Source organism: Actinomyces slackii (genome assembly GCF_900637295.1).
Taxonomy (GTDB): Bacteria; Actinomycetota; Actinomycetes; order Actinomycetales; family Actinomycetaceae; genus Actinomyces; species Actinomyces slackii.
Map to the genome: position 1 here is coordinate 13721 of NZ_LR134363.1, position 16145 is coordinate 29865.

Below are 16145 nucleotides of genomic sequence, written 5' to 3' on the forward strand. Positions count from 1 at the left end.
GGGCGCAGTGGTCATGAGCACGGATGACGGCGCCGACCCCAGCGGGGTTTTTACGTCATGTCCCCTGCGCGGAAACCGGCGCGGGGTCGCTCACTCGCAGACGATGTTGTTGTCCGCGGCGTAGGCGGTGGTCAGGACGTCGTCGGGCAGGGACTCCCCGTTGTGGGAGCGCTTGCGGGTCACGGTGATGTCGAAGCCCGCGTTGCCCCCGAAGTAGGGCTCGCAGGAGGGACCTGACTTGCGCTCGGTCACCACCGGCCGGTAGTTGTAGCGCTCGGACTCGGTGATCTCCACCTGGTAGTAGGTGGTGGACCACAGGCGCACATGCACCTGCTCGCCGTCGAGCCAGGCCTGGACCAGGACCCCGTAGGGCGTGGAGTTCTTGAACTTCACGTCGAGGTTCCCGGTCCACAAGGTGGCCTCGCGCCCGGCGGGGTAGCGGTCGAAGTAGTACTGGTGGGGGTGGTGCTCGACGTCGTCCATGCCGGCCTCGAATCCCCCGTTGAAGACCGTGGTGGCGATCTGGCTCAGGCCCCCGCCCAGGGAGTCGACGTGGTTGCCGTCCTGGATGACCCCGGCGTCGGTGAAGCCGGTGGAGTAGTCGACCTCGCCCAGCGCGGCCTCCAGGGAGAAGGTCTCCCCCGGCTGCAAGACGGTGCCGTTGACGAGCTCGGCGCCGCGGCGCAGGTTCTGCGTGCGGGCCTCATCGCCGGCGTTGTAGGGGGTGGCGTACTCACCGATGGGCTCGGTGATGCCCCAGTCGGCCTGGGCGGTGGTGACCGTGGGCTCAAGCACGGTGATGGGCAGGGTCACGGTGCGCGCGGCCGCATCGCTCCCGGCGGCTCCGGCCTTGATGAGGGCCTGGGTCAGCGCCGGGATGTCAATGCCCTCGCCCTTGGCGGGCGCGACGTACTGCGGCGTGGCTCCTGCCGCCCCGCCCTGAGAGCCGTCGATGGTCCACGAGGCGTTGACCGCCGGGCTCTCCACCGGCCCGATCGCCTCGACCACTGACTGGCGCAGCGACTCGGGGTCGAGGACCAGGGAGAGCTTGCCCCCGGAGGTGTCGATCGTGGTCATGGAGGCCAGCGTCTCGGGGCTCAGCGTGGCGGTGGTGGAGGTGGCCTTGCCCTCGACGGCGGTGCCCGCCGCGGTGACCGTCAGGTCGCCTGAGAGCATGGGGCGCAGGGTGGTCTCGACGAAGGTCGAGGCCTCCTCATCCGTGATCGCGGGGGTGGCCGTGCCCTCGACCAGGGGGATGGTGCTCTGGCCCAGGGGCCAGTCCTTCCTGAGCTGCTCGACTGAGGCCTTGACGTCCAGACCGACGCCCTGGCTGGCGGGGGTGGTGACGATCTCGGTGCCGTCCAGGGCGACGGTGGCCGAGACCGTCCCATTGGCCATGGAGTCGATCCTGTCCTCCAGGGCTCCGTTGAGCGTGTCGGCGTTCACGCTCAGGACGGCCTGGCTCTGGGCCCCGCCCAGCCTCTGGGCGATGGTGATGGGGTTGAGGGTAAAGCCGGAGACCTCGCGCATGGTGGCCTTGACGTCCAGTGCCACCCCGGCCTCGCCGGGGACCAGCTCGGAGCTGCCCTGCCCCACGGTCAGGGTGACCGGCTGGGCCAGCTGTGCCCCCAGCTTCTCGGTGAGGCGGGCCTGGGCGGCGTCGGGCCGCAGCCCGGAGATGTCGACGCCCGAGACGGTGGTGCCCTGGGCGATATGGGTGGAGGTCCACCAGGCCAGTCCGCCCCAGACGGCCAGCAGGAGACCGGCCGCCACGGCCAGGGGCAGGAGACGACGACGCGAGCCGGAGGTCGGAGCATGCGCCGCCGAGGCGGTCTGCCCCGCTGACCCTGCGTCCTTCGTCTGCGCGGAGTCGCCCGTGGTCGGGCCGGCCGTGGCCGAGCCGGCCGCCGCCGCGCCCGAGCCTGGCCCTGCCTTGGCTGGCGCCGTCTTGGCGGGGCTGGTCTTGGCTGGCGCCGTCTTGGCGGGACTGATCCTGGCGGGGGTGGTCTTGGGGGCGGCGGCCGGGGCCCGAGGGGGCAGCGGTGAGTGCACCGCGGCGGCGGATGCTGCACCGCCAGTACCACCAGCACCACCGGCACTGGCCGCGGATGCCGCCGCGCGGAGACTCGGGGGCGCGGTTGGGGCGGAATCAGTGGGCTCGGCGGGGTCGGCCGACGCCGCCGAGGCGGACGAGCCCGAGGAGGCGGCCGGAGCCGCGGGCTCGATGACGGGGATCGCTCCGGGGGCGCCGGCTCCACGGCCCGCCTGCGCGGCCGGGGACAGCGGAGGGACCAGGTCGGCTCGCCGTCCGGCCGTGCCACCGCTGGGCCTGCGGGAGGCCTGCGCCCGGGCGCCCGGAGAGATGGAGGGCGGCAGGGACTCAGGGTCGCGGATCACGGAGGATCGCGGGTCGGTGGGGGCATCCAGCGCCGTGGAGTGGGCGGAGGCATGGCCGGTCGCCGGGGTGCGAGCCGACGGCGGCGTGCTGGGAGGGATGGTGGGAGGGATGGCAGGAGACACAGGAGACATGGGCGGCTTCATGGGAGAGATCGGGGATGAGGGAGCGTCACGATCCGGGGACTGCCCGCCGGTGGCCTCGGCGGTGTCGGGCGCGACAGAGTCAGGGGCGACAGAGTCGGGCCCAGCGGAATCAGGCCCGGCGGGGACCGGCGCCGCGTCGGGGGCGGCGGCGTCGGGCGTGGGGGCGGGCCCTAAGGGGAGTTCGGAGGCGGGCTCGGCGGCGCTCGCGCCTGTGGAGTCGGGCGACGCGTCCTGCTCCGGCTCGGCGGCCGCAGGGAGCGCTGCGGGCGAGGCGCCGGCAGCGCCTGGCTCGCCCGCCGGCTCCTCGGCTGTGGGCTCCTCGGCCGGGGGCTCCTCAACAGCCGGGGCCTCGTCCGTGGGCAGTGTGGCCTCTACGGCCGGGGCCTGGCCAGTAGCGGTCGGCTCTGGCTCCTGGGATGCCGCCTGCGCGGATACAGGCTCGGCCGGCTCCTCGGCGACTAGCCCGTCAGAGTCCTGCTCGTCAGCGCTTACCTGGTCGGCGCCCACCTCGTCAGCCGCGCCCTCCGCCTCAGGCTGCTCGGTCCGCTCAGCCTCCCCGGACAACTCAGCCCCCGCGACCTCTGCGGCCTGCTCGGCCTCCGGGGCCCGCTCGGCCTCCGCGGTCTGCTCGGCCGCTGTGGCCTGCTCGGCCTCCGCGACCTGCTCAGCCTCCGCGGTCTGCTCGGCTTCCACTGCCCGCTCAGCCTCGTCAATACCCGGGTCCGCGCCCAGGGCATCGGCCAGGACATCCGCCAGGGACTCGCTCAGGTCCTCCTGCTGCGCCTGCCGGGACTGGGCGTCCTCCTGCGCGGCAGGAGCCTGGGTCCGATCCCCCTGCTCGCCGTCCGCCTGCTGCGCGTCGGCCTCCGCCTGGGCCTCGGCCCGGCGCTCAGCGTCCTGCTCGGCGTCGTCGGCCTGCGGGCCGGCCTGAGGCTCGGCAGGGAGGGGCCACACGATGCGGGGCAGCATCCCGGTGGTACCAGGGCCCATGCGCCCCGGGGCAGGCTGGATTCCCCGGCCATTCATGCCCGGGCTGAGCTCGTGGTCCGGTCGCTCACCCAGCGGCGGAGTCTGACTCATCGGCCTACTTCCTCTCAGGCCTCGGCACGACGGCGTCTGGCATTCTCACGGAATCGCTCCTGGGAGTTCAGGATGACCTTGCGAATGCGCACAGCCTCGGGGGTGACCTCAACGCACTCATCCTCGGCGGCGAACTCCAGGGCCTCCTCCAGGGTAAGGCGACGCGGCGGCGTGAGGCCCTCAAACGAATCTGCCGTGGCGGAACGCATATTCGTCTGCTGCTTCTCGCGCACCACATTGACATCCATGTCCTCGCCGCGGGGGTTCTCCCCCACCACCTGGCCCTCGTAGGTCTCCTGGGTGGGCTCGACGAAGAAGGTGCCCCGGTCGGCCAGGCGGATCAGGGCGTAGGCGGTGACTGCCCCGGCGCGGTCGGAGACCAGGGAGCCGGTGGTGCGCGAGGCAATGGGCCCGGCCCAGGGCTCGTGGCCCTCAGCGATGGATGAGGCGATGCCGGTGCCCCGGGTCTCGGTGAGGAACTGGGTGCGCAGGCCGATCAGACCGCGGGCCGGCACCAGGAACTCCATGCGGATCCAGCCCGTGCCGTGGTTGGTCATGGTCTCCATGCGCCCCTTGCGGGCGGCCATGAGCTGGGTGACGGCGCCCAGGTACTCCTCGGGCACGTCAATGGTCATGCGCTCAACGGGCTCGTAGCGCTTGCCATCGACCATGCGGACGACCACCTGGGGCTTGCCGACGGTCAACTCGAAGCCCTCGCGGCGCATCTGCTCGACCAGGATGGCCAGCGCCAGCTCGCCGCGCCCCTGGACCTCCCAGGCATCTGGCCTGGAGGTGGGCAGCACGCGCAGCGACACATTGCCGATGAGCTCGCGGTCCAGACGGTCCTTGACCTGGCGGGCGGTGACCTTGGCGCCCTTGGTGCGCCCGGCCATCGGGGAGGTGTTGATGCCGATGGTCACCGAGATGGCCGGATCATCCACCGTGATGAGGGGCAGGGGGCGGGGGTCCTCGGGGTCCACCAGGGACTCCCCGATGGTGATCTCCTCGATGCCGGCCACCGCCACGATGTCACCGGCATGGGCCTCCTCGGCCGGCCTGCGGTCCAGGCCCTCGGTGACCAGCAGCTCGGAGATGCGGGCGGAGGTCACGGTGCCGTCATGACGCGCCCAGGCCACGGCCTGCCCCTTGCGCAGGGTTCCGTTGTGGATGCGCAGCAGGGCCAGCCGCCCCAGGAAGGGCGAGGCGTCCAGGTTGGTGACATGCGCCTGGAGCGGGGCCCCCTCCTCATAGGTGGGGCCGGGGATGCGCTCGATGATGGTGCGGAACAGGGGCTCCAGGTCCGTGCTGGCGGGCAGCTCGCCCTGGGCGGGCGCCTGGGTGTCGGCGCGACGGGCCTTGGCCGAGGCGTAGATGACCGGGACGTCCAGGACGGCGTCGAGGTCGATATCCGGGTTCTCATCGGCCAGGTCCGAGGCCAGGGAGAGCAGCAGGTCGGTGGACTCCGAGACCACCTCGGCCAGGCGCGAGTCGGGTCGATCAACCTTGTTGACCACGAGGATGACCGGCAGGCTCGCCGCCAGCGCCTTGCGCAGCACGAAGCGGGTCTGGGGCAGGGGCCCCTCGGAGGCGTCCACGAGCAGGACGACGCCGTCGACCATGGACAGGCCCCGCTCGACCTCCCCGCCGAAGTCAGCGTGCCCGGGGGTGTCGATGACGTTGATGGTCACGCCATCGGCCAGGCCCGCCTGCCTGGCCGCGGGCCCGGCGTAGTGGACCGCCGTGTTCTTGGCCAGGATCGTGATGCCCTTCTCGCGCTCGAGCTCGCCGGAGTCCATGACGCGCTCGCCGGTGGTCTCCTGGGTGGCGCGAGCGCCGAATGCGCCGGCCTCCCAGAGCATGGCATCGACCAGAGTGGTCTTGCCATGGTCGACATGGGCGACGATGGCGACATTGCGCAGGTCCTGGCGCACGCTCATACAGGGCACTTCTTCCGTGAGGAGGGCCCTGCGCCCGGGCATGAGGGACAGTGCCGGGCGGAGCAGGGCGGCAAACAGCGCCAGGCTAGGCGACGGCGACCCCGACCTGCCATGCCTGGGATTACTTCTGGTCTGTGCGCCCGCTCACGGCGGCCGATCCCCGCATGTACCCGATGTCCTCCACATGGGGGCTGAGCATGCCGAAGGAGCCGTAGTTGACCAGCCCGTCGGGCACCGCGGTCATCTCGGGAATGACGTAGAGGGGGATATCCGCGCTCAGGTCCCAGATCTTCCGGTCGATCTCATTGGCCAGCTCGAAGCGGGTGTCATCATGGCCCTCGACCTCCATGAGCCGCACCAGCTCCTCGACCTCAGGGGAGGTCAGTCCCGTCCCGGCGCCCGTTGAGCCCTGGCCGTACAGGCTCGCGACCCGCTCCAGCGGGTGGCGCCCCGTGGTCTGGGGCAGGACGGCGGTCTCGAAGCTCCCGGCCTGGGTGCGCACCCGGAAGGTCGCCTCGTCGACCGTCTCGATGATGATCTCGATGCCGATGGCCCGCAGGCACTCGCGCACCGCTCGGGCCTCGCCCTGCGCCGCATTGTCCGGTGTGGAGAGCAGGCCCACCGAGAGGCGCTGACCGTCCTTGGAGCGGATCTCCCCCTTCCCCGAGACGATCCAGCCCTGGGTCTCCAGCGCCTCCATCGCCTCGGCCGGGTTGAGCCCCATGCGACCGGTGTTGTCCTGGTAGCGGAAGTCCGACGGCGAGAAGATGTGGTTGCCGGTCATCAGGGCCTCGGTCTGCACCGGCATGCCCGTCAGGGCCCTGGCGGCGATGGCGGAGCGGTCCAGGCCCTTGGTCAGAGCCTTGCGCAGCTCGAGATCGGTCAGCAGCCCCGCCTTGCCGTTGATGACCAGGCGCCGCCAGGACAGCCCCATGGCCTGGCGCACGGTGGCCCCCGCCCGGCCACGGCAGTCGTCGTAGATCCCCGGATCGGTGATGTTGTGCAGGACGTCGATGCGCTCCTGGGCGTAGTCCTGGCCCGCTGCGGAGGCCTCCACCGCGCTGAGCACAACGCGGGTCAGCAGCGCGGGATCGCCCCACCACCGGGGGTTGGCCTCCAGGGTCAGCGCCTGGTGCTGGGCATCGGCGCTCCCGACGCGGAAGGGGCCGGTCGCGTGATCGGCCAGGGCGACGTCGGTCCACGAGGAGAAGGCCTCCATGTCGGCGCTCAGCGCCGCCGGCACGATGGTGGCCAGGGTGGCGGGCCAGTGCGGGTAGATCGTGGAGAAGGTGACCACGACCTCGAACTGGTCCTTGCCGGCCTCGATGGACTCGATCCGATCCCATCCCTGGGGCAGGGCCAGCCTCTCGTCGCCCACCGACGCCGTGGCCAGGGCCAGCAGGGCCCGGTAGTCCGCCGCGGAGATGGGCTCGCCGGAGTTCCACACGGCCTCGGGGTTCAGGCTCAGCACCACCCTGGTCCGCCCACTGACCTGCACCGTGGTGACATCCAGGCAGTACTCCGTGCGGGGGGTGAATGACCCGTCGCCGCCGTAGTCCCAGTTGCTCACCCCGGTGAAGGTCTGCAGCAGCGCGTTGGCGGGCACCGCCCCCTGCTGATGCATGGGGTTGAGGTTGCCGAGCCACTGCGGCAGGGCGATGATCACCTGCCCGCCCCGCTGCAGGGAGGTCCGGCGCGTGGGCACGGTGTTGTCCGCGGCCAGGCGCTCGGGCCCCGGGCGCGGGGCGCTGCGCGAGCCCGAGCACGCGGCCAGCAGGCCCAGGGACGCCATACCACCGGCCCGCAGCAGGAGCCTGCGCGTGATCATCGAGTCCCTCCTGTCTCGGGTGCGGGCAGTGTCCGGGTCATCCTAATGCGATGACATCCGCGCTACCTGGGTGAGACGGAACGCAGCGCCGGGTGGAGCGCTCAGGAGGACCGCTCAGGGGGACCGCTCAGGAGGACTCGGCGGAGTAGAGCTCGATGCCCGCCCCGGGGACGGCCTCGATGAGCTCGCGCGTGTAGTCCTGGCGGGGGCTGGTGAAGATCTCCTCGGTGTGGCCGGCCTCCACCAGGCGCCCGTGCTCCATGACGACGACGTCGTCGGCGACCTGGCGGACCACGGCCAGGTCGTGGGTGATGAACAGGTAGGTCAGGTCCAGCTCGCCCTGGAGGTTGGCCAGCAGGCGCAGGATCTGGGCCTGGACCAGGACGTCGAGGGCGGAGACGGCCTCATCGAGGACGACGATCTCGGGCTTGAGGGCCAGTGCCCTGGCGATGGCCACGCGCTGGCGCTGCCCGCCGGAGAGCTCGTTGGGATAGCGTCGCATCACCGAGCGGGGCAGGGCCACCATGTCCAGCAGCTCCGCCACGCGGTCCTTGCGCTCCTGGGCCGAGCCGATGCGGTGCACGCGCAGGGGCTCCTCGATGACCCGGTAGATGGAGTACATGGGGTCCAGGGACCCGTAGGGGTTCTGGAAGACCGGCTGCATGCGCCGGCGCAGGTCGAACAGCTCGGCGCGCCCCAGGGTGGACAGGTCCACACCGCGGTGGAAGACCTTGCCCTCAGTGGGGTCGATGAGGTTGAGGATGATGTTGGCCACCGTGGACTTGCCCGAGCCCGACTCCCCCACCAGGGCGGTGGTGGTGCCGCGGCGCACGGTGAAGGAGACGTCGTCGACGGCCTTGAGGGTCTTGTCCCCGCCCTTGGCCCCGCGGATGTCGAAGACCTTGGTCAGGTGCTCGACGCGAAGGATCTCATCGGCGTCCTGGCTGTCCCCATGGACCCCGATCTCATCCTCGGCGATCTCCACGCCGGCGGCGTGGGCGGCCTCGATGCGGGCCGAGGCCAGGGAGGGGGCGGCCCGTACGAGGCGCTGGGTGTAGGGATGGCGAGGATCCTGGAGGACCTCCAGGCTCGGACCGGACTCGACCACGCGGCCGCGGTGCATGACGACGATGTGCTCGGCGCGCTCCGCGGCCAGCCCCAGGTCATGGGTGATGAAGAGCATCGCGGTGCCCAGCTCGCGCACCTGGGTGCCCAGGTGGTCGAGGATCCGCCGCTGGACGGTGACGTCCAGGGCCGAGGTGGGCTCGTCGGCGATGAGCAGGTCGGGGCGGGCGGCCAGGCCGATGGCGATGAGGGCGCGCTGGCGCATGCCCCCGGAGAACTCGTGCGGGTACTGCCGGGCGCGACGGGCGGCGTCGGGCAGGCCTGCCTCCTCCAGGAGCAGGGCGACCTGCTCGGCCACGGGGATGCGTCGGGGGCCCTCAGCCGGGGTCTCGCCCTCGGTGGGAGCCTCATCCTCGACCGGAGTCTCACCCTCAGCGCCCTCAGCCGGGGCCTCGCCCTCGGAGCCGGCCGCTCTCTCGGCCGCGATCCGCGCCAGGCGGTCGTCAGCGACGCCGGCCAGGCCGTTGGCCCTGAGGGCCTCGCGGACCTGGAAGCCGATGGACCACACGGGGTTGAGGCTGCTCATGGGATCCTGGGGCACCAGGCCGATCTGAGAGCCGCGCAGCTGGACCATCCGCTTGGCCGGGGCCTGGGCGATGTCCTCGCCCTTGAACAGGATGGATCCCCCGGTGACCCGCCCGGTCCCCGGCAGCAGGCCGATGACGGCGTTGGCCACCGTCGACTTGCCCGAGCCGGACTCCCCCACGATGGCCACCGACTGCCCCGGGTAGACGGTCAGGCTGGCCCCGCGCACCGCTGGGACCATGCCGGTGGTGGATCGGAAGGCGATCTGGAGGTCCTTGATCTCCAGGAGCGGGGACTGCCCGTCCTGCTGGTAAGAGCCCTGCGGCGCCGAGTCTGACTGTGTCGTATGGGTCGTGTGGGTGGTCACTTGCGAGCCTTCGGGTCAAGGGCATCGCGCACGGCGTCGCCCATCATGATGAATCCGAGAACCGTCAGGGCCAGGGCCCCGGCCGGGTAGAGGAGCACCGAGATGTGGTCGCGCAGGGCCGTCTGCGCCGAGGCGATATCCGCGCCCCAGGACACCACGGTGGCCGGCAGACCGATTCCCAGGAAGCTGAGCGTGGCCTCGGAGACGATGAACACGCCCAGCTGGACGGTGGCGGTGACGATCACCGGGGCGGCCGCATTGGGCATGACGTGACGCAGCAGGATGGCCATGCGCCCCGATCCCAGGGAGCGCGCGGCGGTCACGTAGTCCTCGTTCTTGACCCCCATGACCGCGCCTCGCGTGATGCGCGCGACCTGCGGCCAGCCGAAGAGGGCCAGGACCAGGACCACCGTCATGATCGAGGAGCGGCCCTTGAACATCTGCATGACCACGATGGCCGCCAGCACGAAGGGCACGGCGAAGAAGATGTCGGTCAGGCGCGAGAGGATGGAGTCGAAGATCCCGCCGAAGAACCCGGCCAGGGCCCCGATGCTGGCTCCCAGGGCCACCACGATGACGGTGGTGAGGATCCCCACGATCACCGAGGCCCGCGCGCCGTGGACGGTACGGGCGTAGATGTCGCAGCCCTGCTGGTTGAAGCCGAAGGGGTGGCCCGGCTCGGGGGCGGCGAAGGATTTGGACAGCTGGCAGAAGGCCGGGTCGGTTGAGGTGAACAGGCCCGGAACGGCCGCCAGGAGGAGGGCGGTGGTGATCAGCAGGGCCGAGGCCCAGAAGATGGGGCGGCCCCGCAGCTGCTTCCAGGCCTCGCCCCACATCGAGGAGGGGGCGGACTCATCGGCCACGGCGTCGACGGCGCCCAGGCCCTGCTCGTCGACCTCCGCGACGAAGCGCTCCTGCCCGCGGCGGGCAGCGGTGGTGTGCTCAGGCATAGCGGATCCTCGGGTCAAGGGCGGCGTACAGCAGGTCCACGATGAGGTTGGAGATGATGAAGACCAGGATGAGCACCGTGGTGAAGGACACCACGGTGGGCCCCTCGCCCTGGAGGATGGCCCGATAGAGGGTGCCTCCCACCCCGTGGATGTTGAAGATGCCCTCGGTGACGATGGCCCCGCCCATGAGGGCGCCCAGGTCCGCCCCCAGGAAGGTGACCACCGGGACCAGGGAGTTGCGCAGGACGTGGACGATCATCACCCGGATGCCGCCAAGGCCCTTGGCGCGGGCGGTGCGCACGTGGTCGGCCGTCAGGCTCTCGGCCACCTCGGTGCGGGTCAGGCGCAGGACATAGGCGAAGGACACCGCCCCCAGCACTGTGGCGGGCATGAGCAGCTCTCTGAATCCCGGCGAGTTCCCCGCGGTCACCGGCAGCCATCCCAGGGTGACGCCGACGAGGAACTGCAGGACGAAGCCGATGACGAAGGTCGGCACGGCGATGACCAGCAGGGAGAGCACCAGCACCGTGGCGTCGAAGATCCCGCCCTTGCGCATCCCGGCGATGAGCCCGACGGCGATGCCGGCCACGGCCTCGATGACCAGGGCCATGAGGGCGAGCTTGATGGTCACCGGGTAGGCGGTGGCCAGGATCTCGACGATCTCCCGGCCGCCCTTGATGGTCGTGCCCAGATCCATGGTGAACACGCCCTTGAGGTAGAGCAGGTACTGGATGACGAAGGGCTTGTCCAGGTTGTAGTCGGCGCGGATCTGCTCCTGCAGGGCCGGGGACAGGGGGCGGTCGCCGTTGAGGGCGGCGACCGGGTCACCGGGCAGGGCGAAGACCATGGCGTAGATGAGCAGGGTGGCCCCGAAGAACACGGGGATCATCTGCAGGAGCCTGCGTCCGGCATAGCGGAGCATGGGTCCTCCTCGAGGGGTTGGGCTGTGGGCGGAGCGGTGGGCGGCCCCGTGCGGGACCGCCCACCATCAGCGTGGGGACGGCTCAGAACTTCGCGATGGCCTCGGCCTGCTCCCACAGCTTCTTGGCCGCATCGGCGTCGAAGGCCAGCACCTCGTTGCCGGGCACGGCCTCCTTCCAGCCCGAGATCACCGGGGAGGTGAAGTCGCTGGCCGGGGTGCGGGTGCCGTAGTAGAGGGTGTCGCAGATCTCCTTGCGGTTGATGGCGCGCGACAGGGCGGCCCGGCGGGCCCGGCCCTCCTCATCCATGCCCCAGTGCTCGGCCTTGACGTTGATGGCGAAGGCCTGGAAGACGGCGCCGGGCTGGTTGACGGCTCGGCTCCCCAGCTCGTCGCGGAACTTCGACAGGGCCGAGTCCGGGATGGCGTCGATGACGTCGACGGCGTCGGCCAGCAGGTCGTTGTAGGCCGAGTCGTAGTCGGTGTACAGGGTGAAGGTGATGCCCTCATTGGCCGCCGGGGCGCCTCCGTTGTAGGAGGGGTTCTTGACCAGGACGATCTGGGAGTCGTGGTCCCAGCTCTGCAGGGTGTACTGGCCGTTGCCGATGGGGGCCTTGCCGAAGGCCTCCATGTCGGCGAAGGCGGACTCGGGCAGCGGGGCGAAGGCGGAGTAGCCCAGGCGCAGCGCGAAGTCGGAGGCGGGCTCGACCAGCTCGATGGTGAAGGTGGTGTCATCGACCTTGACCAGGCCGGTCAGCTCGGAGTCCTTCTCCGCGGAGAAGCCCTTGATGGGCTCGTAGAAGTAGGAGGACAGGTGCTTGTTCTTCATCATGGCGCCGTAGTTCCAGGCCTTGATGAAGGAGTCGGAGGTCACCGGGGTGCCGTCGGAGAAGGTCCAGCCGGGCTTGATCTTGACGGTGAAGGTCTTGTTGTCGGTGGTCTCGATGGACTCGGCGACCTCGTTGACCACGGAGCCGTCGGCCTCGTAGCGCACCAGGCGGGCGAAGAGCAGGTCGACCACGCGCCCGCCCCCGACCTCGTTGGTGTTGGAGGGGATCAGCGGGTTCTGCGGCTCGGTGCCGTTGGCCAGGACGACGCCGTCCTTGCTGGTGGTAGTGATCGCGTGGTAGGCGGGCACCGAGTTCCATTGGAAGGTGACGTTGGAGACGTTGTTGGAGTAGCCGCCGAAGCCGTTCTGGTACCACAGCGGGATGGCCGGCAGGTCGGCGAACAGGGCGGTCTGGGCCTGCTCGTGGAGGCTGAGGGCCGTGGCCTCGTCGGAGGCCGCGGCGGCCTGGTCGAGCAGGGAGTCGAAGTCGGCGTTGGAGTAGTCGGTGTCGTTGGAGCCGGCCCCGGTCTTGTACTGGGATCCCAGGAAGTTGGCCATGGAGGGGTAGTCGGCCTGCCAGCCGGTGCGGAAGGCGCCCACCATGGTGCGCTCGGTGATCTGCTTGCGCAGCTCGGAGAACTGGGCGATGGGCAGGGGCTCGACGGTGATGCCCAGGGTGTTTGGAGATCGAGTTGCACACGGCCTCGACCCAGGGCTTGTGCGGGCCGTCGGAGTTGTAGGCCAGCGTGAGGGTCCCGTCGCCCGACTTGCCCTGCCCGCCCGATGAGCTCGTGGACTGGGTGTTGGATCCTCCGGAGCACGCCGATGCGAGCAGCACCGCGGCGATGGCGGCCCCGCCCATTCCGAAATGACGGCGGGACACGGCATAACTGGGCAGTTCAGGCATGGGATACCTCCAATGTACTTCGCGGGGCATCACTGCCCGCTTCGGGATCTCTCGGTGGATGGAGAGAACCGGCGAATCGTAGCATCGTCACGCAACCCTGATGTAATAATCAATCACCACACCGCATCAGTTCCCGATCCGCGCACTAGATCCAGGCGGCTGCCAGGAGCTCGTAGGAGCGGCGTCGAGCGGCGGCGTCGTGGGCGTGAGTGACCACGAGCACCTCATCGAGATCCCAGCGTGCGGCCAGGTCTCGCAGCCGATCGGCCACGGACTGCGGCTCCCCGACGAAGGACAGCGCCATGGCCGCCTCCACCGCCTCCTCTCGCCCGGGGGCCAGGGACCGCCAGGAATCCGGATCCGCCGCCGGAGGGTCCAGGGGGCCGGGGTGCCCGCCGATGATCCGGGCCGCGGCCGCCATCGCCGTGGTGAACAGGCCGCGGGCCTCCTCGGCATCGGGGGCCACCATGGCATTGACCGCGGCCGCGATCCGGGGGCGGCCCTCGGCGCTGGTGGGGGCCTGGGCGTCGAAGACGGAGCGGTAGGTGGCGATGGCCGCCTCCGCCTGGGCAGGAGCGAAATGCGAGGCGACGGCGAAGGGCATCCCCAGGCTCCCGGCCACCCGGGCGCCGTTGACCGAGGAGCCCAGGACCCACGTCGTCGGCCCGGTGCCCTCTCCGGGGATGGCGCACACCCGCCGGGGCGTCGGCGTCCTGGCGGTCTCGACCTCGGAGCCGCCCACCAGCAGGGAGCCGGGCATCCCGCCATCGGGCTCCTGGGGCACCGCGCCCAGGTAGGCCAGGGTCTCCAGGATCTCCTCGGCGAAGGCACGGGGCTCGCCGCTGCGCCGCCTGAGGGCGGCGGCGGTCAGGCGGTCAGTGCCCGGGGCGCGCCCCAGGCCCAGGTCCACGCGCCCGGGATGGAGGGTGGCCAGGGTGCCCACCTGCTCGGCGATGACCAGGGGGGCGTGGTTGGGCAGCATGATCCCGCCCGAGGCCACGCCGATGCGCCGGGTGGAGGCCAGCACCTGCCCCATGAGCACGGTGGTGGCCGAGGCCAGGTAGGTGGTGGAGCCGTGATGCTCGGCCAGCCAGTAGCGGGTGTAGCCGGCTGCCTCAACCGCGCGGGCCAGGGCCACCATCTCATCCAGTGCGTCGGCGCGGGTGCGCCCGGCGCTGACCGGGACCATGTCCAGCACGGACAGGGCCGCACCACCGAGGGAGGCCTGGAGGGCAGTCATGACATCACTGTAGTGCCCGGCTGCCGCGATAGCGCGGCGGCCGGGCCGGTCGGTGCGGTCAGTGGCGGATCGCGCCCCTCAGCTCTGGGCGCGCAGGCTGCGCAGGGGCGCCAGGCCCGTCATCGCCAGGGACTTCAGGGTGTCGCCCACCAGGAAGGGCAGCATCCCCAGAACCAGGGCGGTTGACCAGTCGACGCCGGTCGCCACCTTGAGCCAGATCAGTCCGGGGATGTAGACGGCCGCGGATGCGGCCAGCATGAGGCCGAGGGTGCGCGCGACGCTCGCAGCGTCCAGGCGCTGCCCCCGGCCCCAGGGGCGCGCCGCCAGGCCGGCGATGGCGGCGGCCGGCGCGTAGCCCAGCACGTAGCCGAATGAGGCCCCCACCCCCGCACTCCAGCCGGCCAGGACCGGGACGTTCGCGGCCGCCAGGCCCGCCAGGAGCAGGGCTGAGGCCGTACCGCGGCGCGAGCCCAGGGTGGCGCCCACGCCCAGGGCGGCGAAGGTTCCCAGGGTCACGGGCACGGGGGTGAAGGGAAGGGGGACGGCCAGCTGGCCGATCAGGACCAGGGCGGCGGTGCCGGCGAGGATGAGGCCGACCTCGCGAGCCACGGAGCGGGCGGGGCTCAGCGCTGCTGCGCGAGTGGAGACGGTGGCGCTGTCTGCGGCGGAGGAGGTGTGTCGCTTCGTCGTCATGCCACAACTCTATGCGCACGGAGTCCTTGAGGTCACAGGGAGGCCTTCCGAGAAGCGCCAGGCCAGTTTGTGCGAATCCTACAAATCCTCGGTCATGGGGCGGCTCGCGCGCCGCCCTGGCCGCGGGATCGCGGGCGGGATGGGCAGGGTGGGCGATCACTCACACATGCGCGCCGATCCACGACAGCAGGTCGGCGGTGACCTCCTCGCGGTTGGTCTCGTTGAGCAGCTCGTGGCGGGCGCCGGGGTAGAGGGTCAGGGCCACCTCCCTAACTCCGGCGCGCCGGTAGGTCGTGGCCACGCGGCGCGCGCCCTTGCCCATGGCACCAACCGGGTCCTGGTCGCCGCAGGCCAGCAGGATCGGCAGTCCCCGGGGCGTGGCGGCGGCGTGCTCCGGGGCGCTCACCGAGGCGATGCCGGCCAGGATGTCGTGGAAGAAGCCCGCCGTGGAGACGAAGCCGCATCCCGGATCGGCGATGTAGCGGTCGACCTCCTCCTCATCGCGGGTCAGCCAGTCCACCTCGGTGCGGCTGGGGGCGAAGTGCCTGTTGTAGGGCTCGAAGGCCAGGGCGTGGAGCATGCGGGAGGGGTGGCGCTTGCCCCGCAGCCGGGACTGGGCCGAGGCCAGGGCCATGCCCGGCGCGGTCAGGGTTCCCAGGCCGGCGCCCACGCCCAGCAGGATCAGGCCGGCCAGCTCCTCGCCCCGGCGCGTGGCCAGGTCCCGGGCCAGGAAGGATCCCCAGGAATGCCCCATGAGGATGACGGGAACCCCCGGATAGGCCGCCTGGATGCGGTCCAGCAGCTGGGACATGTCCCCCAGAACCAGCTCCCAGCCGTCGGCCTCGGCCAGGAAGCCCTGACCGTCGGGAGCGGCCACGCTGGCGCCGTGGCCCCGGTGGTCGTCGGCGTGCACGGCGTATCCGGCGGCCACGGCTGCGGCCGCGAAGCGCCCGTAGCGGGCGGCGTGCTCGGCCATGCCGTGGGCGATCTGGATCACCGCGCGGGGGCGGCGAGCACCGGCCGGCGGCGCGCTCGGAGCGAGGGCAGCGCCCCCTGGGACCGGCTCGTCGGCATGGGCGGCTCGCCCCGCCTGATCGGGTGCGGCGGCCGGCAGGCCCAGGGGGGCGACGCCGTCGGGCATCCAGGAGTGGATGGCCAGTCGCGCGCCATCCGGGGTGAGCATCTCGCTGGTCTGGCTGATCAT

10 protein-coding genes are annotated in these 16145 nt (G+C 71.3%); all 10 read right to left on the bottom strand.

Translation table 11 applies throughout. The features are described from left to right. Positions 1-90: 90 nt before the first annotated feature. Complete coding sequence (locus EL266_RS13830; protein WP_269471443.1) at positions 91-3621, bottom strand: VanW family protein; 3531 nt, start codon at positions 3619-3621, stop codon at positions 91-93. A gap of 14 nt (positions 3622-3635) precedes the next feature. Further along, positions 3636-5558, bottom strand: a complete 1923-nt coding sequence (gene typA, locus EL266_RS00080; protein ID WP_026427020.1) for a translational GTPase TypA — start codon at positions 5556-5558, stop codon at positions 3636-3638. Between the two features lie 121 nt (positions 5559-5679). Beyond that, on the bottom strand, positions 5680-7386 hold the full coding sequence (locus EL266_RS00085; RefSeq protein ID WP_026427021.1) for an ABC transporter family substrate-binding protein: 1707 nt from the start codon (positions 7384-7386) through the stop codon (positions 5680-5682). A 127-nt stretch (positions 7387-7513) separates the two neighbouring features. Further along, the gene (locus EL266_RS00090) at positions 7514-9403 is read right to left on the bottom strand and encodes a dipeptide ABC transporter ATP-binding protein (RefSeq protein WP_026427022.1); all 1890 of its coding nucleotides are present in this window, start codon (positions 9401-9403) and stop codon (positions 7514-7516) included. Continuing rightward, a complete protein-coding gene (locus EL266_RS00095; protein WP_026427023.1) occupies positions 9400-10353 on the bottom strand; it encodes an ABC transporter permease in 954 nt (317 codons plus the stop codon). The genes EL266_RS00090 and EL266_RS00095 overlap by 4 nt, the downstream gene beginning before the upstream one ends. Further along, positions 10346-11275: an ABC transporter permease gene (locus EL266_RS00100; protein WP_026427024.1), complete on the bottom strand. Its 930-nt coding sequence runs from the start codon at positions 11273-11275 to the stop codon at positions 10346-10348. Before EL266_RS00100 ends, EL266_RS00095 begins: the two co-directional genes overlap by 8 nt. An 82-nt stretch (positions 11276-11357) precedes the next feature. Continuing rightward, positions 11358-12704, bottom strand: coding sequence for a peptide ABC transporter substrate-binding protein (locus tag EL266_RS00105; RefSeq protein WP_232012049.1), 1347 nt, complete (start codon positions 12702-12704; stop codon positions 11358-11360). A gap of 449 nt (positions 12705-13153) precedes the next feature. Then, positions 13154-14248: an LLM class flavin-dependent oxidoreductase gene (locus tag EL266_RS00110; protein ID WP_051281170.1), complete on the bottom strand. Its 1095-nt coding sequence runs from the start codon at positions 14246-14248 to the stop codon at positions 13154-13156. 78 nt (positions 14249-14326) lie between these two features. Then, positions 14327-14941, bottom strand: a complete 615-nt coding sequence (locus EL266_RS00115; RefSeq protein WP_026427026.1) for a biotin transporter BioY — start codon at positions 14939-14941, stop codon at positions 14327-14329. Between the two features lie 160 nt (positions 14942-15101). Beyond that, positions 15102-16145 (bottom strand): alpha/beta fold hydrolase, encoded by a 1044-nt coding sequence (locus tag EL266_RS00120; RefSeq protein ID WP_026427027.1) that lies wholly within the window; start codon positions 16143-16145, stop codon positions 15102-15104.

Coding starts and splice junctions, on each gene's coding strand:
- EL266_RS00115 (WP_026427026.1), bottom strand. CDS start 14,941: ATGACGACGAAGCGACACACCTCCTCCGCCGCAGACAGCGCCACCGTC.
- EL266_RS00105 (WP_232012049.1), bottom strand. CDS start 12,704: ATGGTGGGCGCCTTCCGCACCGGCTGGCAGGCCGACTACCCCTCCATG.
- EL266_RS00095 (WP_026427023.1), bottom strand. CDS start 10,353: ATGCCTGAGCACACCACCGCTGCCCGCCGCGGGCAGGAGCGCTTCGTC.
- EL266_RS00085 (WP_026427021.1), bottom strand. CDS start 7,386: ATGATCACGCGCAGGCTCCTGCTGCGGGCCGGTGGTATGGCGTCCCTG.
- EL266_RS00100 (WP_026427024.1), bottom strand. CDS start 11,275: ATGCTCCGCTATGCCGGACGCAGGCTCCTGCAGATGATCCCCGTGTTC.
- EL266_RS00110 (WP_051281170.1), bottom strand. CDS start 14,248: ATGACTGCCCTCCAGGCCTCCCTCGGTGGTGCGGCCCTGTCCGTGCTG.
- EL266_RS00120 (WP_026427027.1), bottom strand. CDS start 16,145: ATGATCAGCCAGACCAGCGAGATGCTCACCCCGGATGGCGCGCGACTG.
- typA (WP_026427020.1), bottom strand. CDS start 5,558: ATGAGCGTGCGCCAGGACCTGCGCAATGTCGCCATCGTCGCCCATGTC.
- EL266_RS13830 (WP_269471443.1), bottom strand. CDS start 3,621: ATGAGTCAGACTCCGCCGCTGGGTGAGCGACCGGACCACGAGCTCAGC.